The organism is Amycolatopsis sp. CA-126428 (assembly GCF_002904335.1).
In the GTDB taxonomy this organism is placed as follows: domain Bacteria; phylum Actinomycetota; class Actinomycetes; order Mycobacteriales; family Pseudonocardiaceae; genus Amycolatopsis.
Genome location: NZ_PPHF01000142.1, coordinates 1 through 26,510, shown reverse-complemented (window position 1 = coordinate 26,510; position 26,510 = coordinate 1). Strand labels below are relative to the sequence as shown.

The 26,510-nt window shown below is 72.3% G+C and carries 22 protein-coding genes; 12 read left to right on the top strand and 10 right to left on the bottom strand.

Annotation, left to right across the window (positions count from 1 at the left end):
• Positions 1-42 precede the first annotated feature (42 nt).
• Positions 43-2,034 carry an NAD-dependent DNA ligase LigA gene (ligA, locus tag C2L58_RS35535; protein WP_103342094.1) on the top strand — a complete coding sequence of 664 codons (1,992 nt, stop codon included), beginning with the start codon at positions 43-45 and terminating at the stop codon, positions 2,032-2,034.
• 102 nt (positions 2,035-2,136) lie between these two features.
• Complete coding sequence (locus C2L58_RS35530; RefSeq protein ID WP_103342026.1) at positions 2,137-2,577, top strand: hypothetical protein; 441 nt, start codon at positions 2,137-2,139, stop codon at positions 2,575-2,577.
• A gap of 348 nt (positions 2,578-2,925) precedes the next feature.
• Here C2L58_RS35530 and C2L58_RS35525 read toward each other — a convergent pair whose 3' ends face one another.
• From C2L58_RS35525 to C2L58_RS35510, 4 genes are all read right to left on the bottom strand, one after another.
• Entirely contained in the window at positions 2,926-5,217 is a 2,292-nt protein-coding gene (locus C2L58_RS35525; RefSeq protein WP_103342025.1) for an FtsX-like permease family protein, read from the bottom strand.
• The gene (locus C2L58_RS35520; protein WP_103342024.1) at positions 5,214-5,903 is read right to left on the bottom strand and encodes an ABC transporter ATP-binding protein; all 690 of its coding nucleotides are present in this window, start codon (positions 5,901-5,903) and stop codon (positions 5,214-5,216) included. The genes C2L58_RS35525 and C2L58_RS35520 overlap by 4 nt, the downstream gene beginning before the upstream one ends.
• Positions 5,903-6,424 carry a PadR family transcriptional regulator gene (locus tag C2L58_RS35515; RefSeq protein WP_103342023.1) on the bottom strand — a complete coding sequence of 174 codons (522 nt, stop codon included), beginning with the start codon at positions 6,422-6,424 and terminating at the stop codon, positions 5,903-5,905. The genes C2L58_RS35520 and C2L58_RS35515 overlap by 1 nt, the downstream gene beginning before the upstream one ends.
• Positions 6,425-6,557: 133 nt before the next feature.
• On the bottom strand, positions 6,558-7,175 hold the full coding sequence (locus C2L58_RS35510; protein ID WP_103342022.1) for a TetR/AcrR family transcriptional regulator: 618 nt from the start codon (positions 7,173-7,175) through the stop codon (positions 6,558-6,560).
• 69 nt (positions 7,176-7,244) lie between these two features.
• Between C2L58_RS35510 and C2L58_RS35505 the strand changes: the two genes are divergently transcribed.
• The 9 genes from C2L58_RS35505 to C2L58_RS35465 all read left to right on the top strand — a co-directional run bounded on the left by C2L58_RS35505 (position 7,245) and on the right by C2L58_RS35465 (position 17,751).
• Positions 7,245-8,129, top strand: coding sequence for an NmrA family NAD(P)-binding protein (locus C2L58_RS35505; protein ID WP_103342021.1), 885 nt, complete (start codon positions 7,245-7,247; stop codon positions 8,127-8,129).
• A gap of 206 nt (positions 8,130-8,335) precedes the next feature.
• Positions 8,336-10,237, top strand: coding sequence for a hypothetical protein (locus C2L58_RS35500; protein WP_103342020.1), 1,902 nt, complete (start codon positions 8,336-8,338; stop codon positions 10,235-10,237).
• 24 nt (positions 10,238-10,261) lie between these two features.
• Positions 10,262-11,845 (top strand): ABC transporter substrate-binding protein, encoded by a 1,584-nt coding sequence (locus C2L58_RS35495; RefSeq protein WP_103342019.1) that lies wholly within the window; start codon positions 10,262-10,264, stop codon positions 11,843-11,845.
• A gap of 131 nt (positions 11,846-11,976) precedes the next feature.
• Positions 11,977-12,879 carry an ABC transporter ATP-binding protein gene (locus C2L58_RS35490; protein ID WP_103342018.1) on the top strand — a complete coding sequence of 301 codons (903 nt, stop codon included), beginning with the start codon at positions 11,977-11,979 and terminating at the stop codon, positions 12,877-12,879.
• On the top strand, positions 12,876-13,640 hold the full coding sequence (locus C2L58_RS35485) for an ABC transporter permease (protein ID WP_103342017.1): 765 nt from the start codon (positions 12,876-12,878) through the stop codon (positions 13,638-13,640). The genes C2L58_RS35490 and C2L58_RS35485 overlap by 4 nt, the downstream gene beginning before the upstream one ends.
• Positions 13,640-14,770: a streptophobe family protein gene (locus tag C2L58_RS35480; RefSeq protein ID WP_103342016.1), complete on the top strand. Its 1,131-nt coding sequence runs from the start codon at positions 13,640-13,642 to the stop codon at positions 14,768-14,770. Before C2L58_RS35485 ends, C2L58_RS35480 begins: the two co-directional genes overlap by 1 nt.
• Positions 14,767-15,459 carry a response regulator transcription factor gene (locus C2L58_RS35475; RefSeq protein ID WP_103342015.1) on the top strand — a complete coding sequence of 231 codons (693 nt, stop codon included), beginning with the start codon at positions 14,767-14,769 and terminating at the stop codon, positions 15,457-15,459. Before C2L58_RS35480 ends, C2L58_RS35475 begins: the two co-directional genes overlap by 4 nt.
• Positions 15,456-16,910, top strand: a complete 1,455-nt coding sequence (locus tag C2L58_RS35470; protein WP_103342014.1) for a sensor histidine kinase — start codon at positions 15,456-15,458, stop codon at positions 16,908-16,910. The genes C2L58_RS35475 and C2L58_RS35470 overlap by 4 nt, the downstream gene beginning before the upstream one ends.
• 100 nt (positions 16,911-17,010) lie before the next feature.
• Positions 17,011-17,751, top strand: coding sequence for a ribonuclease activity regulator RraA (locus C2L58_RS35465; RefSeq protein WP_103342093.1), 741 nt, complete (start codon positions 17,011-17,013; stop codon positions 17,749-17,751).
• On the opposite strand, the gene C2L58_RS35460 is transcribed toward C2L58_RS35465, so the two are convergent.
• The 5 genes from C2L58_RS35460 to C2L58_RS35440 form a co-directional block, all read right to left on the bottom strand.
• Entirely contained in the window at positions 17,748-19,016 is a 1,269-nt protein-coding gene (locus C2L58_RS35460; RefSeq protein ID WP_103342013.1) for a mandelate racemase/muconate lactonizing enzyme family protein, read from the bottom strand. The genes C2L58_RS35465 and C2L58_RS35460 overlap by 4 nt on opposite strands.
• Complete coding sequence (locus C2L58_RS35455) at positions 19,013-20,998, bottom strand: ABC transporter permease (protein ID WP_233226121.1); 1,986 nt, start codon at positions 20,996-20,998, stop codon at positions 19,013-19,015. Before C2L58_RS35455 ends, C2L58_RS35460 begins: the two co-directional genes overlap by 4 nt.
• Positions 20,999-21,027: 29 nt before the next feature.
• On the bottom strand, positions 21,028-22,452 hold the full coding sequence (locus C2L58_RS35450) for an ABC transporter substrate-binding protein (RefSeq protein WP_103342011.1): 1,425 nt from the start codon (positions 22,450-22,452) through the stop codon (positions 21,028-21,030).
• A gap of 166 nt (positions 22,453-22,618) precedes the next feature.
• The gene (locus C2L58_RS35445) at positions 22,619-23,767 is read right to left on the bottom strand and encodes a Gfo/Idh/MocA family protein (RefSeq protein ID WP_103342010.1); all 1,149 of its coding nucleotides are present in this window, start codon (positions 23,765-23,767) and stop codon (positions 22,619-22,621) included.
• Positions 23,768-23,817: 50 nt separating this feature from the next.
• Positions 23,818-24,564: a FadR/GntR family transcriptional regulator gene (locus C2L58_RS35440; protein ID WP_233226120.1), complete on the bottom strand. Its 747-nt coding sequence runs from the start codon at positions 24,562-24,564 to the stop codon at positions 23,818-23,820.
• A gap of 71 nt (positions 24,565-24,635) precedes the next feature.
• On the opposite strand from C2L58_RS35440, the gene C2L58_RS35435 reads away from it, so the two are divergent.
• Complete coding sequence (locus C2L58_RS35435; RefSeq protein ID WP_103342008.1) at positions 24,636-25,793, top strand: mandelate racemase/muconate lactonizing enzyme family protein; 1,158 nt, start codon at positions 24,636-24,638, stop codon at positions 25,791-25,793.
• Positions 25,794-25,907: 114 nt separating this feature from the next.
• On the opposite strand, the gene C2L58_RS35430 is transcribed toward C2L58_RS35435, so the two are convergent.
• Entirely contained in the window at positions 25,908-26,231 is a 324-nt protein-coding gene (locus tag C2L58_RS35430) for a hypothetical protein (RefSeq protein WP_233226119.1), read from the bottom strand.
• Positions 26,232-26,510: the final 279 nt, after the last annotated feature.

Sequence of the window (26,510 nt, the reverse complement as noted above, 5' to 3'; positions counted from 1 at the left end):
AGGATGCGGTTCTTGTCGGGGGTGCCCGGTAACGTCCCCGGGGTGAACGCTCAGCAACGCATCCAGGAACTCGCCGACCGCATCACGGTGCTGCGTGACGCCTACTACCGGGGGTCGCCGCTGGTGGCCGACGCGGAGTACGACGCGGTCGAGGACGAGCTGCGGAGCCTGATCGAGGCGCACCCGGACCTCACGCCCGACCCGAACCCCCTCGACCAGGTCGGCGCGCCCGCGGTGCTGCACGCGCCGATCCGGCACTCGCGCCCGATGCTGTCGCTGGAGAAGGCGACCAAACCCGAGCAGGTCGAGGCGTTCTTCGGCCGCTTCCCCGGCCAGCCGGTGGTCGTGATGCCGAAGCTGGACGGCCTGTCGCTGGCCGTCGTCTACGAAAACGGGCGGCTGGCCCGGGCCGTCACCCGCGGCGACGGCACGACGGGCGACGACGTCACGATGCTCGTGCGCGCCCTGACCGACGGGATCCCGGAGCAGGTCGAGGCGCCGGGCCGCGTCGAGGTCCGCGGCGAGGCCGTCATGCTGCGCTCCACCTTCGCCGCCTACAACACCGCGCACCCGGACAAACCGCTGATCAACCCGCGCAACGCCGCCGCCGGCACGCTGCGCGCGAAAGACCCCGCGACGGTCGCCGAGCGCCGGTTGCGGTTCTTCGCCTTCGACCTGTACACCGAGCCCGACAGCGCGGAGACCGATCTCGGCAGCGCTCTGCACACCCTCGGCTTCACCGCGGCCGACATGCGGCGGTGCGCCGGCGCCGCCGAGGCGCAGAGCGTGATCGGCGAGATCGAACAGCAGCGCAACGACCTGGACTACGACCTCGACGGCGCCGTGCTGCGGCTGGCGAGCCGGGACGCGTACGCGGCGGCCGGCACCCGGTCGAGCTCGCCCCGCGGGGCGCTGGCGTTCAAGTTCGCCGCCGAGGAGAAGACCACCGTGCTGTCCGAGGTGGTCTGGGACGTCGGCAAGACCGGCAAGATCGCCCCGGTCGCCTGGCTGGAGCCGGTTTTCGTGGGCGGGACCACGGTCACCCGCGCGACCCTGGCCAACCAGGAGGTGATCCGCGCCCGCGGCATCAAGATCGGCGACACCGTGCTGGTGCGCCGCGCGGGTGACGTGATCCCGTTCGTCGCGGGCGTGCTCGACGCCTCGAAGCGCACGGGCGCCGAGCGGGAGATCGTCCCGCCGGAGGTGTGCCCGTCGTGCGGGCAGCCGCTGACCGAGCAGGGCAACAGCCGGGAACTGTTCTGCACCAACGTGTCCTGCCCGGCCCAGACGGTGCGGCGGCTGATCCACTGGGCGTCGCGGGCGGCGGCGGACATCGACGCCATCGGCGGCGTGTGGATCGAACGGCTGGCCGAGGCGGGCATCCTGGAGCACCCGTCGGACTTCTACGGGCTGACGAAGGAAAAGCTGCTCGAGTTCGACCGCATCGGCGAGGTTTCGGCCACCCGGATGATCGAGTCGATCGACGCGAGCCGGGCGGTCGGCCTGCGCCGGGCGCTGATCGGGCTGGCCATCCCGATGGCGTCCGAAGGCACGGCCGCCCGCCTGTGCCGGGCCGGGTTCGGCTCCCTGGAGGACGTCGTGGAGGCGGGGGTCGAGGGGCTCGTGGCGGTGGAGGACATCGGGCCGAAGGTCGCCGCGTCGCTGATCGAGCACCTCACCCGGCTGCGCCCCGAGCTCGAGCGCCTGCGGGAGGCCGGCGTTTCGCTGGACGTGCGCGAAGAGGACCTCCCGCCGGTCGTGGCGGCGGGCGCGCCGCTGGCGGGCAAGACGGTGGTGGTCACCGGCTCGATCAGCGACCCCCGGTCGGGCGAGAAGGTCCCCCGCCCCACGTTCCAGCGGCTCTGCGAGAAGGCGGGCGCGACCACGGCGACGTCGGTTTCGGCCAGTACCGACCTGCTCATCACCGGCGCCGACGTCGGGGCGAGCAAGCTGACGAAGGCCGAGAAGCACGGCGTCGAGGTCGTCGACCAGGGCGAGATCTGGCAGCAGCTGATCGCGGCGGGCATCGTGTAGCCGGCCCGGTGTCTCGCTTCCCGGACGCGGGTCACCCGGTCGTGGAAACCGGCCAAGCGCGACACTGAGCGTGAGTACCCGACTTCGTCCGAAGGGACCGCGATGACCACGTCCGACCTCATGGTCGCCCGCCAGCTCGGGGTGCACGAGTTCCTCACCGCCCGGGGCTGGCTCCTCGAAGGCGACAGCGACCCCGCGCGGGTGTGGTTCGCCAACGACGTGCACGCGGGCTGGCACTACCCGGAGACCTACGGCGGCCAGCAGATCAACGACGTCGGCGACACCACCCCGGTGCGGCTGCAGAGCTACTTCACGTTCGGCAACGAGGGCGAGGAGGTCTTCGCCCTCGTCCCGGCGGGCAACCTGCGCGGCAGCGGCTGCCCCGACCACGACACCGGGGAGCGGTTCTTCCCGCTGACCGCGGCGGGTGTCGTGGACCTGGACGAGATCGCGACCCTGCTCGACACCCTCGAGCCGCGCGCACGGTCCCTCGACCCGCGGGCGTTGATCGAGTGCCGGTACTTCGGTCCCTGCGGGCGGTGACCAGCGCCGGCGCGGTGCTAGGCCGCGCCGGCGCCGCTGCTGCTCGCGGAGGTTCACCGCCGCCGGGACCACGGCCGGCCTGCCCGGACGCGCCGGGCAGGCGAGCCGGGGTGCCGGGCGGCGCGCCCGAGCACCGGGCAAGCACGCCCGAGCACCCGGCAGCGCGCCCAAGCACCGCGCGAGCAAACCCGCGCACCCGGCAGCACGCCCAAGCACTGCGCAAGCACCGCGCAAGCGAACCCGCGCACCCGGCAGCGCACCCGAGCACCGCGCAAGCGAGCCCGGGCGCCCGGCAGGCGAACCCGCGCGCCCGGCAGGCGAGCCGGGCCGGGGCCGACCGGCCCCGGCTCATTCCGAGCGCAGCGTGTCCAGCCGGGTCACTTGCCTCAGCAACGGCATCGTCAGCGCGGTCACCACCAGGACCGCCGCCACCGTGGTCGCCGCCAGGGTGAGCAGCACCGGGATGTCGATGATCATCGGCCGGTCCGCCAGGCGCAGGATCGGCGCCGTCAGCCCGAGGCCCGCCGCGACCGCCAGGACCACGCCGACCACCACCGGGATTCCGGTCTGCCACAACGCCCCTCGCGCCAGCACCCCGATCGGCACGCCGGCCGCGGACAGCGCCGCCAGCGGGCGCCGGCGTTCGCTGATCTGCTCGATCGAGAGCATCAGCAGGCTCATCGCGGCCACCGCCAGCACGAACAGCGACGCCGTGATCAGCACCGCGCGGAAGCTCTCCACCAGCCGCTGGTCGCGGGCGCGGAACTCCCCGAGGTAGTCGCTCTTGGTCGCCGTGGCGTTCCAGGCGAGCGGCTGGACCGCCCGCGCGACGTCGTCGGTCAGCGCCTGCGGGTCGCCGGTGCCCGACACGTAGACCGCGACGGAGGACGCCGGGAGGGCGAGCCCGTGGAGCGCGCCGGGCGTGACCAGCAGGCTCTGGCCGGATTTCGCCGCGTCGTCCGACCGCACGACCCGGATGGTGCCCGGGACCGTCCACTCCGGACCGTTCACGTCCCCGGTGCGGGAATAGCCCTGCAGCACCACTTTGCCGGTCGGGGCCGCGCCGCCCTGTGCGGGTGTCAGGTAGAACGCGTCGCCGTCGGAGCAGTCGCCGATGTCCGCCTGCACCCGGAGCGCCACGCAGTCGCCGACCATGCCGTAGTCGCGCTGCTCCCCGGACCGGAACATCAGGGTCCGGGCCGGGTGCACGCCGGTCACCCCGGGCGCGGCCGCCACCAGCTTGCCGACCTCGGCCTCGTGCGCGGCGGTGGTCTGCACCTGCACCGGGGCGGCGGTCACGCCGTGCGGAGTGGCCTGCCGGTTGTCCTCGCTCGCGAGCGAGGTGATCACGCCCTGGATCAGGATCGTGCCGGCGAGCACGACGACCAGGCCGGACACCACGCGGCTGGCGGTGCCGCTGTCCAGCTGCAGCCGCCGGATCGCGAGCTGCCACGACGGCGAACCGCCGTGCAGGCGCTCCACGAGCCGCTCGACCAGCCACGGCAGCAGGGCCGCGACGCCCACGAGCAGGAACACGCTGCCCACCGAGAGCGCCAGCGCGGCGGGCGTGTCGCCGGTCCCCCGCTCGAAGGCCAGGGTGGCGGCCAGTAACAGCACGCCGATCGTGGTGAGCGCCCAGCGCCACCACATCCGCCGGCGCACCGGCTTGCCCTGGCGGACCACGCCGAGCGGTTCCACGATCGTGCGGCGCAGCCCGAACAGCGCCGAGCCGACCGCGAGCCCGGGGACCAGCAGCACGATCACCACGACGAGCGGCCAGGACGGGACCAGGTCCTCCGGGAAGATCCGCAGGCCGAACGGCAGGATGTCGGCGACGAACGTGCGCAGCAGGGCGAAGAACCCGATCCCGGCCGCGAGCCCGAGCACGGCCCCGACCAGCGATTCGGCCGCCGCGATCCGTTTGACCTGCGGGGAATCCAGGCCGAGCAGCCGCAGCGCGGCGAGCCGGCGTTCCCGTTGCGCCGCGCCCATCCGCGACGCGGTGGTCACGAAGATCAGCAACGGCAGCAGCAGGACCGCGGCGGTCGGCAGGATGATGCCCAGCATGAGCGCCGACAGCCCGAGCCCGGTGTAGGGCCGGCCGAACGCGTAGACCTTCCTGCTGTCGGCGCCCTCGGCTTCGATCTGCGCGGCCGGCACGCCGTAGTACGCGGTCAGATCGCCCGCGCCGGAGACGCCTTCCCGCGAGATCCGGTCGACGACGCGCCCCGGCAGCTGCGCTTTGAACGAGCCGCCGTCCGGTCCGGCCAGCTTCGCGGCCAGCTCCGGCGACACGACGAGCTCCCCCGGCGCCGGCAGCCGGCTGAGCCCCGGCGGCACCGGCGAGCTCGGCCCGGTCGGCGCGACCGCGGTGACCTGCGCGAAGTCCTCACCGAGCGACGCGTACCAGTTGTAGGCCAGCAGCGGGGCGACGCCCGCGCGCGGCTGGGTGATCTGCGTGATCGCCGCCTTGCGCTCCGCCTGCGCGCCGACCAGGTGGTGGACCGCCGCCGCGGGCAGCAGCACGGCGACCGCGAGCGCGATCCCGAACGCGGTCATCGCCAGGCGCAGCAGCGCCGCGCCGGACATCCGGCCGCCCCCGACGGCCAGCCGGAGGCCCAGCGCCAGCTCCCGCATCATGCGACCAGCTCCCGGTCGACCGTGCGCCCGTCGAGCACCATGATCTCCCGGTCCGAATAGGCGGCCACCCGCGGCTCGTGGGTCACCAGCACGACCGCGGCGTGCGTTTCCCGCGCCGCATCGGTGAGCATCCGCATCACCTTTTCGCCGTTGAGCGAGTCGAGCGCGCCGGTCGGTTCGTCGGCGAAGACCACCTTCGGCCCGGTCACCAGCGCCCGCGCCACCGCGACCCGCTGCGCCTGCCCGCCGGACACGTCGCCGGGGCGGCGCTTGGCCAGCCCGTCGACCTCCAGCCGGGCCAGCCACTCGGTCGCCTTGGCCTCGGCCTGCTTCCGCCGGCTTCCGGTCAGCCGCAGCGGAAGCGCGACGTTCTCGAGGCAGGACAGCTCGGGGACGAGCTGGCCGAACTGGAACACGAAGCCGAAGTCGGTGCGCCGCAACGCACTCCGGCCCTTGTCGTCCATCCCGGCGAGGTCGGCGCCGCGGTAGCCGATGGTGCCCGCGTCCGGCCGGATGATGCCGGCCAGGCAGTGCAGCAGCGTCGATTTGCCCGACCCGGACGCGCCCATGATCGCGAGCACCTCCCCCGCCGAGACCGACAGCGCCGCCCCGTCGAGCGCCCGCGTGGGGCCGAACGACTTGTACAGTCCCTTGCCGACGAGCAACGGCGTTCCCGGCCCGGTCATCAGCGCACCGCCTGTTCGAGTTCGCCGAGGCGCGCGGCGGTGAGCTCCAGCCACCGCAGGTCCGCCTCGAGGTGGAAGAGAGCGTGATCGCAGATCAGCTGATCGGCGAGGTCGCCCCCGCGCTTGCGTTTGGTGAGCGCCCGCATCACGTCCAGGTGCTCGCCGCGCTGGACGTTGAGCACGTCGGCGGCGCTGCGGCCGGACAACAGCGCGAGCACCACCTTGGTGTAGAGCGTGTTCTGCAGGTACGGCTGCGGGTTTTCCGGCGTGCGCAGCCACGTTTCGACGTCGGTGACCCCCGCGTCGGTGATCGTGTAGCGCTTCCGCTCCGGCCCCTCGCCGCTCTCGACGCCCGCGACCTCGACCATGCCGTTGCGCAGCAGCCGTGACAACGTCGAATAGACCTGGCCGTAAGCCAGCGGGCGGTCCTGCCCGAACTGCTCGTCGTACGCCCGTTTCAGGTCGTAGCCGTGCCGCGGCCCGGACTCGAGCAAAGCGAGCAAGGTGTGTGAAATCGACATTCCCTTGATTCCCTCCTTGCCCCCGGGATCCCGGGGGTGCGGATCACTATACCGCAGGAGTATACCCAGCGTGTATACCGCCGCAGTATAGTGCATTTGCGCAGTTCAGAGGCCTACCGGGGTGGCCGTCGGCTCACCGACGCGAGCCGAGCACGACGCGGAAGAGCCGGCCGATCCGGTCGAGATCGACCTCCGCCGCCAAGTCGGCCTCGTCGGGCAGCTCGTCCACCGGAGCGTCGATGCCGAACAGCAGGCGCGGCAGCGTCGGGTGGAGGACGAGGCCGATCAGTTCGTTCGCCACCGCTTCGGCCTCGCCGGTCGCCAGCCCCAGTGCCGCCACCAGGTGTGCCGCGAGGTCGTCGGCCGTGGTCCCGAAGAGGACGTCGTAGAGGCCCGCCGCCAGCTCCGGCAGCCGATCGGCCTCCGCGATCCCGAGGCGCAGCATCCGCGCGACCGAGGACCACCGCACCAGCTGGAGGAACCGCCCGCAGTACCGCACGACCGCGTCCTCCGGCGCCCCGGCGTACTCGGCGGGCGTGCGCATCCGGGCGCCGAACAGGGCGCGGACGCGCTCGACGACCGCGAGGAACAGCGCATCCTTGGTCGGGAAGTGCGCGTACAGGGAACGCTTCGACGTTTCGGCGCGTGCCGCGATCGCGTCCATGGAGGTCCGCTCGAAGCCGTCCTCCAGGAAGGCCAGCTTCGCCGTGTCGAGGATGTGCTCGCGTAGCGCTTCCCCACGTCGGGCCATGGCGTCCACCTCAAAGTATACGGTACAGTCGAGTTTACTTCTGCTTCCCGCTGATCGGAGCCATCATCCATGATTGTGATCACCGCCCCGACCGGGCAGATCGGCAGCAAGCTCGTCGCCACGCTGCTGCGGCGGGACGAGCCGATCCGGGTCGTCGTCCGGGACCCGGGCCGGCTGCCCGCCGACGTCCGGGAGCGAGCCGAGGTCGTCGTCGGCTCGCACCGGGATCCCGACGTCCTCGACCGCGCTCTCGACGGCGCCGACGCCCTGTTCTGGCTCATGCCGGCGGCCGCGACCGCGAGCAGTCCCTACGAGGCTTATGTGACCGCCTCGATCCCGGGCGCCGACGCCGTCGTGCGCCACGCGGTGCCGCGCGTCGTGATCATCTCCGCACTCGGGCGCGGGACGCAGATCTACGCCGGCCACGTGTCCGCGTCGCACGCGATGGAGGACCTCTTCCGCAGCACCGGCGCGCACGTGCGCGCCCTGGCCCTGCCCGCCTTCATGGACAACCTCCTCCGGCAGGTGGCCACGATCAAGGAGGGCGTGGTTTCGGGCACCGTGCCCGCCGAGTCGAGGATGCCCTGGATCGCGACGAAGGACATCGCGGCGCTCGCGGCGGAGTACCTGCTCGACCACACCTGGACCGGGCAGGAGTCGGTCGAGGTGCTCGGCGGCGAAGACCTGTCGCACCGGGAAATCGCCGAAGTGCTGACCGAAGTACTCGGCACGCCCGTCCGGTTCCGGCGCGGAGACCGCGCCGCCGTCGGGCAGTTCCTCGTCGGCCGCGGGTTTTCCGAGGCGATGGCCCGGTCCATGCTGGACATGGACCTCGCCGGCGAACGCGGTATCAACAACGCCGCCCCGCGCACCGCCGCGAACACCACGCCCACCACCTTCCGCGAATTCGCCGAAGAATTCGTCAAACCGGCCGTGCACGCCGCACAGGGCTGACCCGGCCGGATCAGTTCCCTCCTCGGCCATCCGGCAGCACCGGTCACCCCGCGTGCCGCGGACTGCGGCATTCAGGTCATCGGCCCGGCGTTCGGCTGACCTTTTGGCCGCTTCGTGCCATTCTTGCCCTCCCGCCGGCGCGAAAACGATAAAGTTCCGGTCTTCGCGGGGAAACGGCGAAAAGCGAATGGCGTCGAGGGGGACCTATGTTCGTGGGCCGGACGTCGGTCCTGGAGCTGATCGGGGAACTGACCGAACCGCGCGGGGAAAACGCGCCGGCCGGGCCGCGGCCGGTCGTGATCCTGACCGGCTGCGGCGGTTCCGGGCGGACCGCGATCCTCCAGGAAGCGCTGCGGGACTGGCGGGACCGCACGGCTTCCGTGCTGGTCCAGCCACTGGTGCCGGACGGCGATCAGACGTCGCCGCGACCGTTGCTGACCTCGATCATGCTCGGGCTGGGAGTGGGTGTCCGGGGATATCCGGTGACTTTTCCGCGTTCCCTGGTCGCCCAGCTGGCCATCACCGCGAATTTCGCCGGGCTGCTTCCCGGCGACCAGCTGACCCGGCTGCGGGAACGGCTCAACGAATACAAACGGAAACCCGCGCTCGACAGTTTCCTCACGGCACTGGCCCGTGATTCGTTCGCCCTCGTGCACGTCCAGGTGCCCGGGCTGTCCGAGCTGGTCCCGAGGCTGGCGGCGGAAGTCACCCGGAGCACGCTGAACCGCCTGTACCGCGGGGGCGGCCTGATGCGGTTCTCCTGGGGCGACGCCGTGGACTGGTTCAGGCACCAGGACCAGGACTTCGCCAAGAACCCCGAGACCACGCTGATCGAGCTCAGCGCCCGGGCCGGGAGCGCGGACCCGCTCGTCCGCCGCGGCGTGGACGACGTCCTGGTCGGCGCGTTCCTCGCGGACCTGCGCCGCAGCCACGCCCGCGTGCGGGGCCGGCCGCCGCAGATGCTCCTGCTGCTGGACGACGGCGACGTCCCGGAGGCGGTGACCTTCGTCCGCTCGCTGCTGCGCGTGCGCGACGCGATCGCCGGCAGCCGGCCGACGCCGGAGAACCGGCGGCCCGATCCGCTCACCGTGGTCACGACCAGTGCCGGGCCGGCCGCGGCGGGCGCCGTGCCCTGGCCGGGAGCCGATCCGGTGGACGGCCCCCGGGTGCGGGTCGACGTCACCGACCTGAGTTCGTCCGAGGTGCTGCAGCTGGCCCGCAGCCAAGACTGGACGACGTCGGAGCGCACCGCCCGGACGGCGTTCCGGCTCACCCACGGCCACCCGGCCGCGACGGGGTTCGTGCTGCGCCGGCTGGCGGAAAACCCGCGGTTGCTCGACGATCCGGACGCGCTCCTGGACGGCCCGGACCCGGACGAGGAGGGGCGCGCCGACCGGTACCTGCTGCGGATCTTCGTCGGTGGTCTCGACCCGCACCGGCGGCCGGACGACGCCTCGGCCGAGGCGCTGATCACGCTGTCGGCCGCCCGGACCTGGCAGGAGGCCGGGACGCTCGTCCGCCTGCTGCCGCCGCCCTTCGGCCTCGGTTCGCCGCTCTACACCTCGCCGACGTTGTGGCCCGCTTCCGGCGACGGCGAACGCCGGCTCCACCCGCTGGCCCGCTACCTCGGCCTCCGGGCACTGGCCGCCCGCGCGGACGCGCGGACCGGCTGGGACGGCGTTTTCCGGCTCCTGCGCGGGAAAACCCACCCGGACGACCGGGCCGGGCGGTGGCACCACGAGCTGATGCTCGGCGGCCGCGCGAAGGTCGCGGACTCGCTGGCCGTCCTGCTGCCCGAACTGCCGTCCGCGCGGTGGCTGGCGCTGTTCGACGCCGTGGTCGTCACCCCCGATCCGCGGGTGACGGATCCGGCGGAGATCCGGGGGATCGGCCGGCCACCGACCCCGGCCGGGCACACCGACGCGCTGCTCGGCATCGTGCCGGCGCTGGAACGGGACCCGTGCGTGACGCGGCCGGAGGACATCGCCGCCCTGCGGCAGCTCGCCTGGCACGGCTTCCTGCAACTGGCCGAAAGCGAGGGCGTCGCGGACCGGCAGCCGTTCCTCGACCGGGCCGGCCGCTACTCGGCGGACCGCAACCGGTACTGACCTCCCGTCCCGAAAGGACCCGCCGTGGCCCCGCGCTTCCGCTGGCTGTTCGTCCCCGATCCGAACCGGGATTTCCCGCACCGGTGGACGGACTGGTGGCGGCTTTCCGCCGTGCTCGCCGTCGTGCTCCTGCTGGCGGGCGGCCTGGTCTTCCACCGCCCGCTGCGGCGGGCGGTGACCTGTGGCTGGTTCGACGGCTCCGCCTGGTCGGCGGCCGACGAGTGCGTGGGGCTCAGCGACGGCTCGTACGACTTCGGCCTCGACCGCTTCTCCGCCGTGCTGCACGTGGTCGAGCGGCAGAACGCCGCCGCCGCGGGCAAGTGCGATCCCCAGGGCACCCCGGTGACGGTCGGCGTGCTGCTGACGCTGACCGACCGCAACGCCGGCGGGCGCGCCCTGCACGAGCTCGAAGGGATGGCCGCCGGGCAGCGCCACGCCAACGACACCGGCTGCCTGCACCCGATGCGGCTGGTGGTCGCGAACATCGGCGCCTACGGGCCGGCCGGCGAGGCCGTCGAAGTGGCCCGGGAACTCGCGGACGACCCGGCCGTCGTGGCGGTCGCGGGACTCGGGCTGAGCCGGCAGCGCTCGGCCGAGGTGGCGGACCTGCTGGCGGCGGCGAAGGTCCCGATGGTGTCGGACCTGATCACCGCCGAGGGCTTCGACCAGACCGGGTCCCGCGACGACCAGCCGGACTTCAGCGCGTGCGACCCGGACATCACCTACCCGCGCGGCGTCGGGAAGGACTACTTCTACCGCGTCGCCTACCGGAACGCCGTGCAGATCGAGCGGCTCGCGGCGGCCCTGCCCGGCCGTCCGGACTTCCTGATGGTGCCCACCGGCGGCTCCGACCCGTACCCGTGCACCGCGCTGCCGCTGATGCAGCGCCGGTTCGGCGGCAAGATCACCGAGGTCAAGTTCGACGCCGACGAAGCCAGCACGGTCCCGCTGACCGCGCAACGGGTCTGCGGCACGGCGAAGGACGTCGAAGTGCTCTACATCGCGCGCGGCGGCGACCTGGCCCGGTTCCTCTTCAGCCTCGACGAAGCCCTGGTCGGCGGCCGGTGCGCGGCCGGGTCGGTCACCGTGGTCAGCACGTCCGACGGCCTCCGGGTCCGCTCGCCGGAGGACGACGCGATGCTGGAGGACCTCCGCCTGCGGGCGTTGCGCTCGCCCGGCTTCACCGACGGCCGGATCCGCCTGGTGTCCACTTTGGTCTCCGGCGCCGACCGCTTCCGCGGCGACAACCCGGGCTTCCGCGACCTCGAAACGGCCTTCGCCGCCGCCGGCTTCGACGCAACCCACCTCGACGACGGCTGGGCGGTCAACGGCTACGACTCGGTGACCACGATCTCGGCGGCCCTGCGGACGCTCCCGTCGGCGAAACCGGTCCAGCGCAGCCAGGTCAACACGGCGATCAGCGGGTTCTCCTCGAGCGGCCAGGCGGTGGCGGGCGCGGGAGGGCCGATCACGTTCGACAACAGCGGTAACCGCGCGGACGCGGGGCCGCCGGTGGTCCGGGTCTGCCCACTGCCCGCCCCGAGCGGTGACCAGGCGGCGCGGACTCCGAGCGTGGTGGTCCGGCCGGACACGCCGCCGATCTGTTGACCGTCCGGCCCGGCGGTCCGGTTGCGATTTCCGGGGCGATCCCCACCCCGGGCCACCCCTGACGGCCGGATTCTCAGAGTTCTCCCAGCACCTCCCAGGATCCGGCCAGGCGGGGCCACCACCCTCGGGGCATGACGATCGAAATCCGGGGCCTGACCAAGCGGTACGGGCCCGAAACCGTGGTGGACGACCTGTCGTTCACCGTCCACCCCGGGCAGGTGACCGGGTTCCTCGGGCCCAACGGTGCCGGCAAGTCCACGACCATGAAGATGATCGTGGGCTTGGCCGCGCCGACGCGGGGCTCGGTCACCATCGGCGGGCGGCGCTACCGGGACCTGCCCGTGCCGCTCACCGAGGTGGGCGCCTTGCTCGACGCCGGGGCCGTCCACGGTGGCCGGAAGGCTCACGACCACCTGCTGGCTCTCGCGGTGAGTAACGGCCTCCCCCGCCGCCGGGTCGGTGAGGTGCTCGGCCGGACCGGGCTGGACGGGGTGGCCGGCAAGCGGGCGGGCGGGTTCTCGCTCGGGATGCGGCAGCGGCTCGGTCTCGCCGCCGCGTTGCTCGGCGATCCGCGGGTGCTGATCTTCGACGAGCCGGTGAACGGCCTCGACCCCGAAGGGATCCGCTGGATCCGGGACTTCATGCGTTCGCTCGCCCGCGAGGGCCGGGCGGTGCTGGTGTCCAGCCACCTGATGAGCGAGATGGCGCAGACCGCCGATCACCTGGTCGTCATCGGCCGGGGACGGCTCGTCGCCGACACCACCGTGAGCGAGCTCGTGCGTGGTGAAGGCACCGTGGTCGTCCGCACCTCCGAGCCGGGCTTCGCGCGGCTGCTGACCACGGCCGGGGCCGCCGTGCGGGAAGGGACCGAGGCGTCGCTCGTCGTGTCCGGCATGACGAGCGCGGAAATCGGGAAGGTCGCGGCCTACCACGGTGTCGCGCTCGCCGAGCTCACGCCGCAGCGCGTCTCGCTGGAAGACGCCTTCATGGAACTGACCAAGGACCGCACCGACTACCAGGGGGCCGTCGCATGAGCGTGTCCTTCGCCCACTCCGTCCGCGCCGAGTGGATCAAAGTACGCAGCCTGCGTTCCACCTGGTACACCCTCGCGTGCCTGTTCGCGGTCGGGCTCGGCATCACCGCCCTCGCCATGAACGCCGCCGCGCGGCAGTACCCCGGCGACGACCCCTGGGACCCGACCGGCCGCAGCCTGACGTCGTACATCGTCGCGCAGCTCATCGTCGGGGTGCTCGGCATCCTCGTCGTCACCTCCGAGCACGCGACCGGCCTGATCCGGACGTCCCTGACCGCGACGCCCCGGCGGCACCGGCTGCTGGCGGCCAAGGTGGTCGTGGCGGTCGCGGTCGCCGTGGTGGCGGGCCAGGTGCTGATGTTCACCGCCTTCTTCCTCGGCCAGGCCGTCCTCGCCGCCCACGGCGTGCCGCACGCGCGGATCGGCGATTCCGGCGTGCTCTCGGCCGTGGCGGGCGGCGGGCTCTACCTCGCGGCGATCGCGCTGCTCGCGGTCGGGCTGGGCACGATCATGCGGGCGACGGCGGGCGCGCTCGCCACCCTGGTCGGGATCGTCTTCCTGGTCCCCGGCTTCGCGGGGCTCTTTCCGGCGTGGCTGCACGGCCTGCTCTTCTACTGGCCGACGCTCGGCGCGGCCGCGGTCTTCAAGACGGTCCCCGATCCCGATTTCCCGCACCCGTGGCTGAACCTGGCCGGGATGTGCGCCGGGGTCGCGGCCGTGCTGGCCGTGGCGTTCGTGGTCTTCCAGCGCCGGGACGTGTGATGCGGGAGGCGGGCCGGGGCCTGCTGGCGGCGGCCGCCGCCTTGCTCGCCATGGCGGGGGTCGCCGCGGCCGGCCTGGCCCTCCTGGGCGCCGGGCGCTTCGGAGGGCTCGGCGCGCTGACGGCGGCGGCCGTCGCACTGGCCGCGGGCGGCTCGGCCGAGGTCGGCACGACCCCGGCCGGTGGGCTCCCGATCGCCGTGCGGGGCGGCCTCGACGTGCTGCCGCTGGGGGTTTCCCTGGCGGGCGCGGTGGTGCTGGGGTCGCTGCTGCTGCGGCGCCGCGAAACCGGGGTGCTCGTCCGCGGTGCCGTGGCGGCGGTGGCTCTGCCGGTGGGACTCGCCGCGATCGCGCTCTTCGCCCGGGGAACTCTGACGATGCCGGCCGGCGTCACGGCAGGTGGTGCGGGTGGCTGCGGGCGAGCCATCGGTCCCGCGCGCCTGCCCCTTTCCGGCCGGTTCGACGCCGGATTCTCCGTGGCCGTCGGTCCGGCGGTGGTGGGTGCGGTGGCCGGGGCGCTGGTGGTCGTCGGAGTCTGCTGGCTCGTCACGCGATTCCCCGCCGTGGCCACGGGGTTGCGGGCCGCGCGGTGGCCGGCAGCCGGACTCGTGGTGCTGTCTCTGACCGTGGCCTGGGCGTTCGGCGGCGGTGCCGCGGCCGGAGGTGTCCTGCTCGCCCTCCCCCAGCTGGTGTGCGGTGCCGTGCTGCTGGGGCTCGGCGTGCCGTGGACGATCAGCTCCTCGGGCGTGTTCTCGTGTGCGCTGCACGCCGCGCCCGTCCCGACGGGCGGCCCGCTGCTCGGGCTGTCGGCCGTCGTGTTGCTGGGCTGGGGCCTCGCCTTGGCGGCCGGGCGCCGCCGGCCCGGCGGACCGCTGCGCCGGGCCGCGGCCTTCACCGGGTGGTTCGCTCCGGCGACCGGTGCGGTGCTCGCCGTCGTGACGCTGCTGTCGCGGATTTCCGTCGACGTCACCGTCGGCGCGTTCGGCTTCTCGCTGCCGGTCTTCGCCGCGCGGGTGACGGCGAACCCGCTGCTCGCGGTGCTGGCCGGGCTCGCGGGCGGCGCGGTGGCCGGCTTCGCGGGCTCCCTGCTCGCCGACGGGATCTCCGTATCCTCGCGGGTATGGAAGCGATGACGTCCCGGCTGCTGGTGGTGGACGACGAGCCCACCGTCCGCGAGCTGCTTTCCGCCGCGCTGCGGTTCGCCGGCTTCCGGGTGACGTCGGCGGCCACCGCGCGGGAAGCCGTCGCCGCGGCGACCGCGGAGCCGCCCGACCTGGTGCTGCTGGACGTCATGCTGCCGGACATGGACGGCTTCGAGGTGGTCCGGCGGCTGCGCGAGCGGCACCCGGGCCACGGCGCGCCGGTGCCCGTCCTGTTCCTGACGGCGCGGGACCGCCAGTCCGACAAGGTCACCGGCCTGTCCCTCGGCGCCGACGACTACGTGACGAAGCCCTTCGACCTGGCGGAGCTGATCGCGCGGATCCGCGCGATCCTCCGCCGGACCGCGGGCCACCCGGCGGCCGTGCTCACGGTGGGCCCGCTCGCGCTCGACGCCGAAGGGCACCAGGTGACCCGCGAGGGGCAGGCGATCCGCTTGTCCGCCACGGAGTTCCGGTTGCTGCACTACCTGATGGAGAACGCCGGGCGGGTGGTGTCGAAGGCGCAGATCCTCGACCGGGTGTGGCGCGACGACTTCGGCGGGGACGCCGGCATCGTCGACACCTACATCTCCTACCTCCGGCGCAAGGTCGACACCGCGGAGCCGAAGCTCGTCCACACCGTGCACGGCGTGGGCTACGTGCTGCGGGAGCCCCGCCGGTGAGGCGGCTTTCCCTGCGGGCCCGGCTGCTGCTGCTCACCGCGGGCCTGCTGCTCGCCGGCCTGACCCTGATCGGCGCGCTGGTTTCCGAGCAGCTGGAGCGCTTCCAGCTCGACCGCCTCGACGGCCAGCTGCGCTCGATGACCGAGCTCATCTCCCTGGCGGCGGGGCCGCCCCCGGCCGCGAGCCCGGCCGTGCGGCCCGATCTCGTCGATCCCGCGCTCGCGCTGTTCGGCACCCCGTACGTCGTGTACCTCGACGCGAGCGGCGCGGTGGCGGGCGGCCTCCACTCGTCGCGGGTGGACGGGGCGGCACTGCCGCCGATCGACGCGCTGCGCACGGTTCCCGCCGACGGGACGGCCGTCGACCTGGACGCCATCGACGGGTCGCAGCGCTGGCGGGCCGTCGCGCGGCCCGCCGCCCGCTGGGGCGGGACGGTCGTTTCGGCCGCGCCGCTCGCCGAAGCCGACGCCACGATCGCCCAGCTGCGGACGAGCAGCCTGGTCACCGGCGCCGCCCTGCTCGTCGTGCTGACCGCGGCCGGCTGGCTCGCCCTCGGCCGGGGCCTGCGGCCGCTGCGCCGGATCGAGCACACGGCCGCGGCGATCGCCGGCGGCGACCTCACCCGGCGCGTCCCGGACCTCGCGTCGCCCGGCACGGAGATCGGGCACCTCGCGGGGTCGCTCAACACGATGCTCGGCCAGCTCGAACGGGCCTTCGCCGACCGGGCCGCGTCCGAAGCGCGGATGCGCACGTTCGTCTCGGACGTCAGCCACGAACTGCGCACCCCGCTGTTCGGCATCAAGGGGTCCACGGAGCTCTACCGGATGGGCGCACTGGCCGGACCGTCCGATGTGGACGAAACGATGCGCCGCATCGACCGCGAAGCCACCCGGCTCACCGCGCTGACCGAGGACCTGCTGCTGCTCGCCCAGCTCGACGAGGCACCGGAAGAGCAGCTCGACCGGGCTCCGATGGACCTGCGCACCCTCGCCGGCGACGCCCGGCACGACCTGCGGGCCCTCGACCCGGCCCGCGCCGTTTCCCTGACCGGCCCGGGTGGGGCCGGCCCGCCCGGCCCGGCCCCGGTCGACGCCGACGAAGCGCGGCTGCGGCAGGTCGTCACCAACCTCGTGGGCAACGCCGCCGCCCACACGCCACCGGGCTCGCGCGTGCGCATCGGGGTCGGGACGGCGGACGGCCGCGCGGTGCTCGAGGTGGCCGACGAGGGTCCGGGGATGACGGCCGAGCAGGCGAGCCGCGTCTTCAACCGCTTCTACCGGGCCGACCGCTCCCGGACGCGCACGCCCGGCGCCGACGCCGGCCTGGGCCTCGCCATCGCCCGTTCCCTCGCCCGCGCCCACGGCGGCGACGTCGAACTCGAGACCACGCTCGGGGAAGGTGCTTGCTTCCGGCTCACGCTGCCGTTGCCGGAAAACGGGTTCACGCCCTGAAGCCAACCGAACTTTGTCCCGGCGGCGGCGCGTTCGCCGGACTAGGCTCGGGAAGGAACTCCGACAGTTTCCGCCCATGTGGACCGAGGGAGCTACCGACGTGGTCGAGACGCCCGACATCGTTCGCCCGCCCGCCGAGCTCAGTGCGGCCCTCGCGGCCATCGGCAGCGCGACGGCCAGCGGGGAGCTGAGCCGCATGGGCATCCGCAGCGCCTTCATCCGCGGCCCGGTTTCGGTGACCCCCGGCGTGCGCGTGGCCGGCCCGGCGCTGACGCTGCAGTTCCTGCCGAAGCGGGAAGACCTGTACCCCGTCGACGAATACGAAGAACCGGAGAAGCAGCTGCACCGGCACGTCATGTACCACGCCCGGCCCGGCGACATGATCGTCGTCGACGCGCGCGGGGACATGGAAAGCGGCGTGTTCGGCGAGATGATGCTGACCTACTTCAGGGGCCGCGGCGGCCTCGGCGTGATCGTCGACGGCTGCCTGCGCGACACCGGCGAGGCCAAGCAACTCGGCCTCGGGCTGTGGATCCGTGGCGCCACGCCGAACTTCCACGCCCAGACCGGCATCGTCCCGGCCGCCGTCAACGTACCGGTGGCGTGCGGCGGCACGCTGGTCGAGCCAGGCGACATCGTCGTCGCCGACGATGATGGGGCCGTCGTGGTGCCGGTCAAGCTCGCCCCCGCGCTGGTGGCCCACGCGCAGGAGCACGCGGAGTGGGAGGAGTTCTCCCGAATCCGGCTGTCCGAGGGCGGCGACCTGCGGCGGTACTACCCGCTGTCCGACGAGGCCCGGCCCGAGTACGAGCAGTGGCGCGCCGAGCAGGGCCGCGCCTAGCTCCACAGCCGGTCGTGGCTCGATTCGGCGTCCCAGTGCGTCGTCTCCGCGAAGAACACCGGGTCGCGCGGGTCGAGGTGGCGGCGCAGCAGGTCCTCGTCGAGGTCGCCGAATCCGAGGCCCGGGGTGTCCGGCACCGTGATGTGGCCGTTGCGGATCAGGGGGCGGGGCAGGCCGGTGACGAGGTCGCTCCAGAAGTCCACCTCGGCCGCGTGGTGTTCGAGGGCGAGGAAGTTCTCCGTGGCGGCGGCCAGGTGCACGCACGCCATCGTCGCGATCGGGGACGCCGCCAGGTGCAGCGCCATCGCGATCCCGTGTTCTTGCGCGTGGTCGCCGAGCCGCTTGGTCTCCGCGATCCCGCCCGCCGTCGCCGGGTCGGGGTGCACGATGCGGATGGCCCCGGCGTCGAGCAGCGGACGGAAACCCTCGAGCAGGTAGATGTCCTCCCCCGTGCACGTCGGGACGGCGACGGCCTCGGTGAGTTGCCGCCACTGGTCGGTCAGCTGCCACGGGATCAGGTCCTCGATCCACGCCAGCGTGAACGGTTCCAGCGCGCGGCCGATCCGGATGGCGGAGTCGAGGGCGATGTGGCCGAAGTGGTCGGCGGCGAGCGCGACGTCGTAGCCGACCACCGACCGCACGATGTCCACATAGGACACCAGGTGCCCGACACCGCGAGCGGTGACCTGGATGCCGGTGAACGGGTGCATCGTCGTGACGTCCTCGCGGGCACCGGGTGGCGCGATCAGCGCCCCCGGCACGTCCCACAGCAGGTCGATGCCCACGTCCATCTTCAGCAGCGTGAACCCGCGCCGCTTGCGCTCCAGCAGCCGGGCGCCCATCTCGTGCGGGTCCGGCAGCGACGGCGTGTCCGCGTAGCAGCGGACCTCGTCCCGGAACCGCCCCCCGATCAGCGCGTACGCGGGCACACCGTAGGCCTTGCCCGCCAGGTCCATCAGCGCCATCTCGACGCCGGAGACGCCGCCGCCCTGGCGGCCGTGGAAGCCGAACTGCTTGATCTTGCGGAAGATCTTGTCGACGTTGCAGGGGTTCTCCCCGACGAGCCTGCTCTTGAGCACGAGCGCGTAGGTCGCGCTGGCCTGGTCGCGCACCTCCCCGTAGCCGGCCAGGCCCTGGTTGGTGTCGATCCGGATGATCGACGAGCGGAAGGGCACGCCGGCCACGTTGGCCACCCGCAGGTCGGTGATGCGCAGGTCGCTCGGCCGGGACGCCGTGGCGACGTGCTCCTCCGTGATGGCGCTCATCCCTTCACGGCCCCCGCGGTGAGGCCCTCGGTCAGGAAGCGCTGCCCGAAGCCGTACATGAGCACCACCGGGATGCTGATCAGCAGCGAGGCCGCGGCCAGCTGCCCCTGCGGCACGACGTCACCGAAGATCATCGACTGCATGCCGACGGGCAGCGTCTTGTAGTCGTCCTTGGTGATGAACACGAAGGCGAACAGGAACTCGTTCCACGCGTTGGTGAGCGTGAACAGCGCGACCGCGAGCAGGCCCGGCTTGGCCAGCGGCAGCACGATCCGGCGGAACGCCCCGAACCGCGTGCAGCCGTCGACCAGCGCGGCCTCTTCGAGGTCGGCCGGGATCGACTTGAAGTAGCCGACGAGCAGCCACGTCGCGAACGGCAGGGTGAACGTCGGGTAGGCGAGCACCAGCGACCACAGCGAATCGTTGAGGCCGATCCCGCTCATCAGCTGGTACAGCGGGATGAACAGCAGCGCGCCCGGCATCACGTAGGTGAGCAGGATCGTCACCGTGAAGCTCTCCGAACCGCGGAACTTCAGCCGGGCCAGCGCATAGCCGGCCAGCGCCGCGCAGACCAGGGCGATCACGGTGGAGGCCACCGACACCAGGATCGTGTTGAGGTACCAGGTGCCGAACGCCTTGCCCGTGAACAGGTTGGTGAACTGCTCGGTGCTCCACGGGGTCGGCCAGAGGTCGTCGGTGCGGGCGACGATCTGGTCGTCGGACTTGAAGGCCGTGACCGTCATCCAGTAGATCGGGGCGAGCACGAACCCCAGCAGGCCCACCAGCGCCACCCCCGAGCCGCCGCCACCGACCAGGCGCGCCGCCAGCCGGTTGCCGCGCGCGGCGAACGCGGAGACGACCCGGCCGACCGCGGCCGCGAGCACCACGAACACGCCCAGCACGAGCGCGGCCTTCCCCACGATCTGCGGCGACGCCCAGACCAGCACGAGCACCGAGCCCGCGACGATCACCCACGGCAGCGCCCGGCGCTGGGCGTCGGTCAGCCGCCGGCGCCCCAGGTCGGCCGCGCCCGGCTGGTCGCTGCGGCGCATCATCCGCACGAGGATCACCACGAGCACGGCGATGATCGGCAGCATCACCAGCGTGACCGCGGCGCCCGCGCCCAGCTGCAACTGCTGGATCGCCTTCGAGTACGCCACCATCACGTACGGGGCGGTGGCGTCCCCCGGGCCGCCCTGGGTCATCAGCCAGATCAGGTCGAAGTTGTTGAACGTCCAGATCGACGACAGCAGCACCGTCACGATCATGACCGGACGCAGCCCGGGCAGCGTGATGTGCAGGAAGCGCTGCCACGGCGAGGCGCCGTCCACCATCGCCGCCTCGTGCAGGTTGGCGTCGATGGCCTTGAGCCCGGCGAGGAACGTCACCGTGAAGAACGGGATGCCCTTCCAGACGTTGACCAGGATGACCGCCGGCATCGCGAGCGCCGGGTCGGACAGCCACTCCGCGGGCCACTTGTCGACAAGCCCGATCGCCGCGAGCGCCGGCCCGATCCCGGAGTCGGTGAGCAGGACGTTGACGCTGCCGAAGATCGGGTCGAGCAGGGACCGCCAGGTGAAGGCCGTGACGACCGTCGGGATCACCCACGGCACCAGGATCACCCCGGCGATGATCGCCCGGCCGCGGCGCATCTGGTGCAGCATCAACGCCGCGATGAGCCCGAAGGTCACCTTGAAGATCTCGGCGTAGGCGGTGAAGACGAACGAGTTGAGCACGCCCTTGTGGAACAAGGCGTCGTCGATCAGGGCGGTGTAGTTGTCCAGCCCGGCGAAGACCGTCTCCGCACCGTGGCGCTCCGTGACGCTGGTGAGGACCGAGCTGACGATCGGGACCAGGATCAGGCCGGCCACCAGCACCAGCGTCGGCCCGATGAACACGGCGGCGAGGCGCCAGTCGCGCCCGAGCCGCCGCTGCGCCGGCGTGAGCGAGGACGACCCGCCCGGCGCCGGGCGGGCCGGCACCGGGGGTGTCCTTTTCGGACGGAGGACGGTCACTGCCGGTAGCCCTGCTGCTCGAAGATCTGGACGATCCGGCCGTGGGTCGCGGCGACGGCGTCGGCCGGCCGGGTGCCCTGGATGACCGACTGCATCATGTCGGTCAGCAGGTAGGCGGCGGTCGCGGCCTGCTCGCCGGGGCTCGGGGTCTGGGGGAACGCGTAGCCGGTCTTGGTGGTCACCGGGAGCTGCGCGCGGGTCTGCTCCCGCAACGCGGGGAAGGCCGGATCACCGCTCGTGTAGTACGGGTCGGAGTCCCACACCTTGTCCCACGAGGGGTTGACCAGGCACGGCGCTTCCTTCGCGACCCCGAGCAGCGCGCTCCCGCCGACCATGAACTTCGCCACCAGCTTGGCGAGGGCGGGGTTCTTCGCCCCCTTGAACACGACGAACGAGTTGGACTCGCCGTACGCCAGCGGCCGGTCGAGCGCCGGTCCGGTGGCGCCGTTGAACACGTGCGTGTTGGCGTACACCGGGTTCTTCTTGGTCTTCGAGTCGGCGTAGACGCTGAACTGGTTGAGCGTGAGCCCGAGGATCTGGGCCAGCCAGTTCTCGTTGTTGCTCGAGTCGGTCCAGCTCCCGATCCCGGGTGGCAGCATCGGCTTGTACTTCGGGTTCGTGTAGATGTCGCCGATGAACGTGACGGCGGCGACGGTCTCCGGCGAGTTGAACACCACCTTCGTGCCGGTGTTGTCCGCGATCGCCCCGCCGTAGGTGTTGATGACGTTCGCGATGAAGCCGTTGGCGTCGCCGGAGCGGTTCACCGTGAGCCCCCAGCCGAACCGCCGCTTCGCCGGGTCGGAGACCGCCAGCGCGTTGTCGCGCAGCTCTTCCCACGTGTAGTGCGGCTTGAGCGGGAGGCCCTTCTCCTGGTACCAGTCCTTGCGCAGGTACATCCCGGACGCGATGAAGTGGTACGGGATCGCGAACCAGCGGCCGTCGAACACGCAGTAGTCGTTCGCCTCCGTCGCGGGTTCGCCGTAAAGCGCCTTCATCTCGGTGACCACGTCGGTGACATCGGTGAGGGCGCCGAGGTTGTGGAGCTGGCCGACGAACCGCCGGTCGCTCACGAAAGCCAGGTCGCGGGCGGTGCCCGCCTTCACGTCGGCGTCCATCTTCGCGACCATGTCGCCGGCGTCGCCGGAGACCAGGTCGTTGCGGATCGTGGTGCCGGTGGCGGAGGCGAACACCTGCAGCGACTTGTCCAGCGCTTTGTTGGCGGCCTCCGCGTACAGCTTCTGCGAGAGCATCCCCACCGACCCGCCGCGGAGCGCGGCTGCCTGGTCGAGCAGCGCCTTCGGCACCTGGACGTCGACCTGCGGCGCGGGGGCGGGACTGCTCCCGCACCCGGCGAGCCCGAGCACGCCCAGCGCGCTCAGCCCGAGGAACGAGCGTCTCGACCAGTCCGTGTTCTCTTCCATGACAACTCCTCATACCGACGGGGCGACGGTGCAACCGGCGGGGCAGCGGGGCGAGTGCCGCGCTGCGGGTCCAGCAAGCTGTTGGTCCGAGCTGTGGGGCTACCGAGCTGTGGGTCCATCAAGTCATGAGTCTGTCGAGCTGTGAGTCTGTCGAGCTGGGGGTCGGTCAAGCGGCGAAGGAAGCCGAACTGCTGATGCGTTGTCCTGGCAGCCCGTCGAACAGCCCGACCGATCCGCGGGGCCGCCACAGCGGCACCGGGCCCGCGCCGGGCACCGGGTCGAGCGCCAGCGCGGCCGCCCGTTCCGCGGAGTCGAACGCCCGCTGGACGACCATCGCGTTGGCCACGCTCTGGGCAACGCTGCCGACCGGCCGCACGCCGAACTGCACGGCGTCGGCGAAGTCGACGAGCTCCGCGCGGTAGCCGTTGTCGCTGCCGCGGAAGACTGTCGTGTGGGTGGTGGCGTCGGAGCCGCTGCGCGTCACGCGGCACTCCGGCTCGGGTCCGGCGAGCACGAGCACGCCCTCGGTGCCGTACAGCCGCATTTCGTTGGGTTCCGGCGGCACCGGGATGTCGGGGAAGGACGCGGTGTAGTTGCCGATGGCGCCTCCGGCGAAGACGAGGTTGAGCGTGAGGTCCGACGGTGCGTCGATCGTGCTGTTGGCCGCCTGCACGGCACCGTGCACCCGCGCGATGTCGCCGCAGAGCAGCCGGATCTGGGCCATGTGGTGCACGCCGAAGTCGAGGTGCACGCCACCGCGGTACTGCGGCCGCTGCCGCCACGGCGTGCCGGTGAACCCGCCGGCACGGGGCACCGACCGCGCGGCGTACCGCCACGCCATCAGGTGCGGGCGGCCGATCGCGCCTTCGTCGAGCAACGCGCGGGCGTAGCGCAGGTCGTCGCGGTAGAAGTAGTTCTCGCCCACCATGAAAGTGCGGTCCGGGTGCCCGGCCGCCAGGGCGAGGAAGGCCGCGGCCTGCTCCGCGTCGGCACCGGCCGGCTTCTCGCAGAACACGTCCTTGCCGGCCGTGAGCGCGTCCCGCGCCACTTCGTACAGGTGCGGGATCGGCACCGAGATCAGCACGGCGTCCACGTCTTCGCGGGCGAGCAGCGCGGCCCGGCCGGCGACGGCCCGGGCCGGATCGGTTCCGCTGTACCCGGCGAACCGCCGGCCCTGCTCGGCGGCGGAGTCGGTGAACGCGGTGACCACGAACCGGTCGGCGAGCCCGCGCAACGCCGGCCAGTGCAGCTTCTCGACCGCGAGGCCGGTGCCGATCAGCCCCAGCCGGATCGGCTTGATCGCGGATGCTGCCATGCCTCGTCCGTCCTCGTCATCGGTTCCGGAACTCGGTCGTGCAGGGGTGTTCAACGCCGCTTGGCGGCCCGCTTGCTTCGCTGCTCCTTCTCCGCGAGGAGCGTGGAGTAGTTGTTGCTCAGGTGCTCGCGCATCGCCGCGCGGGCGGCCGAGGGGTCGCGCGCCACGAGCGCCTCGTAGATCTCCGTGTGCTGGGCGGTGGCGCGGCGCAGCCCCGCCGGCGCCTCGTTGGTGAGGCGCCGGCTGGCCGTGCCCAGCCAGCGTGCGGAGTACATGATCCGGTCGAGGATGCGGTTGTCGGCCGCCCGGCAGATCTCCATGTGGAATTCGTGGTCGACCTCGAGGTAGGCCTCGGGGTCCGCCTCGAGCGCCGACATCCGCTCGATCTCTTTCCCCAGCCGGGCCAGCGTCTCGTCGGTGATGCTGGCGGCGGCCATCGCGGCGAGTTCGGGTTCGAGCAGTGCGCGCATCTGGTGCAGTTCCTGCAGCAGCTCGTCGACGATCTCCGTGGGCAGCCACTCGATCAGCAGCGGGTTCAGGTAGTCCCACTCCGCGCGGGGGCGCACGACGACCCGGCGGCCCTGGGCGACGTCGACGATGTCGAGCGAGGCGAGGATCTTGAGCGTCTCCCGCGCCACCACGCGGGAAACCCCGAACTCATTCGAGATCTCGAGTTCCGACGGCGCCCGGCCGTCCTCGATTTCGCCCTTGACGATGCGCCGGGTCAGGTGGGCCGCCACCTGCACCGGAAGAGTCCGGACCTTGACAGCGTCCGGAGACTCTTGTCTCCTTGGCATGTCATCAGCTTATCGGACAAGTTGAACATCGCGACAGTCCTTTCTCGGCACTACCCGGCGGCGGGAGAGCAATGCGGATCGTGAACGTCACGACGGCGGTGGTGGCCTACCACGGTCAGGCCACGCTGGTGCGGATCGACACCGACGAGGGCCTCAGCGGGTTCGGCGAAGCCAATCCCGACGCCGGCGCGGGTGCCGTCGTCGGGATGATCCGGTCCTTGACGCCGCTCCTGATCGGCGAGGACCCGCGCAACGTCGAGCGGTGCTGGGAAAAACTCCGCCGCAGCAAGGTTTTCGCGGGCGCGCAGAGCGGGGTGTTCGTGATCGCCCTGTCCGGGATCGAGCTCGCGCTGTGGGACCTCGCGGGCAAGGCCGCCGGGCAGCCGGTGCACCGGCTGCTCGGCGGGAAGTTCCGCGACCGCATCCGCCTCTACGCCGACTGCGGCGACGGCGACGACCCGGCGGGCTCGGTCGCCGGGTGCGTCGACCGGGCCCAGCGGATGGTCGCCGAAGGCTTCACCGCCCTCAAGTTCGACATCGACGACCTGCACCACCCGGCCAAGTTCGACGCCTTCAACCACACGGTCAACGCCGCCGAGCTGCGTTCGATGGTCGAGCGCGTGGCGGCGGTCCGGGACGCGATCGGCCCGGACGTCGACCTGGCCATCGACCTGCACGCCCGCTACGACGTGCCGAGCGCGTGCCGGATCTCGTGGGAGCTCGAGCCGTTCCGCCTGATGTGGCTCGAGGAGCCGCTGCCGGCGGAGAACGTCGACGCGCTGGTGCGCGTGCGCGAACAGACCCGCACCCCGATCTGCGCCGGAGAAAACCTTTACCTGCGGTGGGGATTCCGCGAGCTGCTCGAACGCGGCGCCGTGGACGTCATCGAGCCGGACGTGCCCAAGTGCGGCGGGCTCGCCGAGGCCAAGAAGATCGCCAACCTCGCGGAGCTGCACTACATCCCGTTCGCCCCGCACCTGGTGTCCACGCCGCTGGGCACGATGGCCACGTCGCACCAGTGCGCGGCGATCCCCAACTTCTTCGTCCAGGAATGGCACGCCCTGGAGGAGCGCGCGGTGTGGGACAGCTACGTCCACGCCCCCGACGGAAGCGGCTCGATCGTCAAGGACGGCTACATCACGCTTCCGGACACGCCCGGCATCGGCGTCGAACTCGACCTGGACGGCGTCCGGGCCCACGCGGTCGCGGGCTACGGGGTGTTCGAGTAGCGGAGCGATCACCCCACCCGAACCGGTTCCCCCACCCGGAACAGGCGGCTTCGGGCCGCCGGCCCGGCTAAGTGGTCGCTTTCGGAAGTTCTTCGGGGGTCGTGGCGGCCCTGGTCAGGTGGGGTTGTCGAGGTAGAGGCGGCAGGCGCAGTCGAGTGCTTCTTCGGGGCTGCCGATGGGGAGTCCGGAGGGCAGGATCTGGTTTTCGTAGCGGTCGCTGCTGGCCAGGTAGAGCCCGAAGCCCCAGTGGCGGGCTGAGCCGCCATATCGGAGCCGGATCAGTGGTTGCGCTGTCCCGTCGGGCAGGTGCGCTTCGACGTAGACGAATGCGCCGCGGTAGCGGAATTCCAGGTCGCCCACCTGGGGCCAGTGGGTTGCGGCGTGGGCGCGCAACCGTTGCCCGACAGAGATCTTGGTGGATTCCGGTGGGGTGGCCATGACCGACATCGTGCCCGATCGGCGTCCTGGGCGCCCGTCTTGACTCCTCGATCATGAAACGAGCCCGTCGCGATGCCCATGGCCCAGGCCTGCCCAGTGACGGTGACCGGCGCGATACGGCGGGTGCTGACCCGTCGTTCCCGGGGTCAGAAGACGCCGTATCGGGACAAGGTCCGGGCGCAGATCGTGTTGCTGGCCGCCCGGCGGTGTGATGCGCCCCGGGTCTGGTGCAGGTCTCGTTATCTGTCACCGAGCCCGGGCAGGCTCGACAGGCTGATC